The organism is Pseudoflavonifractor gallinarum (assembly GCF_014982855.1).
In the GTDB taxonomy this organism is placed as follows: domain Bacteria; phylum Bacillota; class Clostridia; order Oscillospirales; family Oscillospiraceae; genus Pseudoflavonifractor_A; species Pseudoflavonifractor_A gallinarum.
In genome coordinates this window covers 1-2,641 of sequence record NZ_JADCKF010000024.1, presented here as the reverse complement: position 1 = coordinate 2,641, position 2,641 = coordinate 1, and the positions used below count along the sequence as shown (strand labels likewise).

The 2,641-nt window shown below is 52.1% G+C and carries 1 tRNA gene and 1 rRNA gene; both read right to left on the bottom strand.

From position 1 onward, the window contains the following. Nucleotide 1 precedes the first annotated feature (1 nt). Nucleotides 2-77, bottom strand: a tRNA-Lys gene (locus INF37_RS15475). A 113-nt stretch (nt 78-190) separates the two neighbouring features. Beyond that, a 23S ribosomal RNA gene (locus tag INF37_RS15470) occupies nt 191-2,641 on the bottom strand; the annotation flags it as partial.

The following is a 2,641-nucleotide window of genomic DNA, read 5'->3' as shown; positions in this document are numbered from 1 at the left end:
TTGGTGCACCTTCAGGGATTCGAACCCGGGACCCACTGATTAAGAGTCAGTTGCTCTACCAACTGAGCTAAAGGTGCATACTTTCTTTCGAGAAAGAATGTATCCCGAAAAAGTGGGGTGCTCGCTGCACCCTCAAAACCGAACAATGTAGTTGATTTCATACTCGCAAGCGCCTGCATTGCTTCTTGTTAAGGTCAAGCCCTCGGCTTATTAGTACCGGTCAGCTGCATGTGTTACCACACTTCCACCTCCGGCCTATCAACGATGTAGTCTACATCGAGCCTTACCTCATAAAGAGTGAGAGATCTAATCTTAGGGGGAGTTTCACGCTTAGATGCTTTCAGCGTTTATCTCGTCCAGACGTAGCTACCCAGCCGTGCCCTTGGCAGGACAACTGGTACACCAGCGGTCTGTCCATCCCGGTCCTCTCGTACTAAGGACAGCTCCCTTCAAATCTCTTACGCCCGCAACAGATAGGGACCGAACTGTCTCACGACGTTCTGAACCCAGCTCGCGTGCCGCTTTAATTGGCGAACAGCCAAACCCTTGGGACCGAATACAGCCCCAGGATGCGACGAGCCGACATCGAGGTGCCAAACCTCCCCGTCGCTGTGGACGCTTGGGGGAGATCAGCCTGTTATCCCCAGGGTAGCTTTTATCCGTTGAGCGACGGCATTTCCACTCACATACCGCCGGATCACTAACTCCAACTTTCGTTACTGCTCGACCCGTCGGTCTCGCAGTTAGGCTCGTTTATGCGTTTACACTCACTGCACGATTTCCGTCCGTGCTGAACGAACCTTTGAGCGCCTCCGTTACCTTTTTGGAGGCGACCGCCCCAGTCAAACTGCCCACCTAACAGTGTCCCCCGACCGGATTCACGGCCGCAGGTTAGAAAACCAGCAAATCAAGGGTGGTATCCCAAGGGTGACTCCATACGAGCTGACGCCCGTACTTCCAAGTCTCCCACCTATCCTGTACATGATTTACCGATTTCCAGTATTAAGCTACAGTAAAGCTCCATGGGGTCTTTCCGTCTAGTTGCGGGTAACTGGCTTCTTCACCAGTACAACAATTTCGCCGGGTGGGCTGTTGAGACAGTGCCCAAATCGTTACGCCATTCGTGCGGGTCAGAACTTACCTGACAAGGAATTTCGCTACCTTAGGACCGTTATAGTTACGGCCGCCGTTTACTGGGGCTTCAATTCAAACCTTCGCTTGCGCTAAGCTCTCCTCTTAACCTTCCAGCACCGGGCAGGCGTCAGCCCATATACGTCATCTTTCGATTTAGCATAGACCTGTGTTTTTGGTAAACAGTCGCTTGGGCCTTTTCACTGCGGCCTCCCGTAGGAGGCGCCCCTTATCCCGAAGTTACGGGGCCAATTTGCCGAGTTCCTTAACAACCCTTCTCCCGTTGGCCTTAGGATTCTCTCCTCATCTACCTGTGTCGGTTTGCGGTACGGGCGCCTTAGTATACCTCACGCCTTTTCTCGCCTCTGGACATCGAAGACTTCCCTACTATATTTCGGTCCCTTACGCCCGGGTCAACCAACGCCCGGGTTCTCCTATTCCAAAGTGTCAGCGTGCTTAAAGTTCGGCGGCTACGGAATTTCTACCGTATGTGCATCGACTACGCCTTGCGGCCTCGCCTTAGCTCCCGGCTTACCTTGGGCGGACGAACCTTCCCCAAGAAACCTTAGATTTTCGGCCATTATGATTCCCACATAATTCTCGCTACTCATTCCGGCATTCTCACTCGAATACAGTCCACCGCTGCTCTCGCTACGACTTCACCCCGTATTCGACGCTCCCCTACCCCTGTCTTACGACAAGCCCAAGCTTCGGTTACATGCTTAGCCCCGTTATATTTTCCGCGCAGAGTCACTCGACCAGTGAGCTATTACGCACTCTTTTAATGAGTGGCTGCTTCTAAGCCAACATCCTGGTTGTTTTCGCAACTCCACATCGTTTTCCACTTAGCATGTATTAGGGACCTTAGCTGTGGGTCTGGGCTGTTTCCCTTTTGACAATGAAACTTATCTCACACTGTCTGACTGCCAACCATCAATTATCCGGCATTCTTAGTTTGATAGGGTTCAGTAACCTTATCGGCCCCTAGCCCATTCAGTGCTTTACCTCCGGTAATCTAAGTTGACGCTAGCCCTAAAGCTATTTCGGGGAGAACCAGCTATCTCCGAGTTCGATTGGAATTTCACCGCTATCCACAGGTCATCGCCGATCATTGCAACGAGCGTGCGTTCGGTCCTCCATGGGGTTTTACCCCCACTTCAACCTGCCCATGGATAGGTCACCCGGTTTCGGGTCTATTGCCACTAACTTCATACGCCCTATTCAGACTCGCTCTCGCTTCGCCTCCGGTACTGAATACCTTAAGCTTGCTAGTGACAATAACTCGCCGGACCATTCTACAAAAGGTACCTCATCACCCATTAACGGGCTTTGAGTGCTTGTAAGCACAAGGTTTCAGGTTCTATTTCACTCCCCTCCCGGGGTCCTTTTCACCTTTCCCTCACGGTACTGCTCCTCTATCGGTCATCAGGTAGTATTTAGGCTTGGAGGGTGGTCCCCCCAGTTTCCCACCGGGTTTCACGTGTCCAGTGGTACTCTGGATCCTCACTGA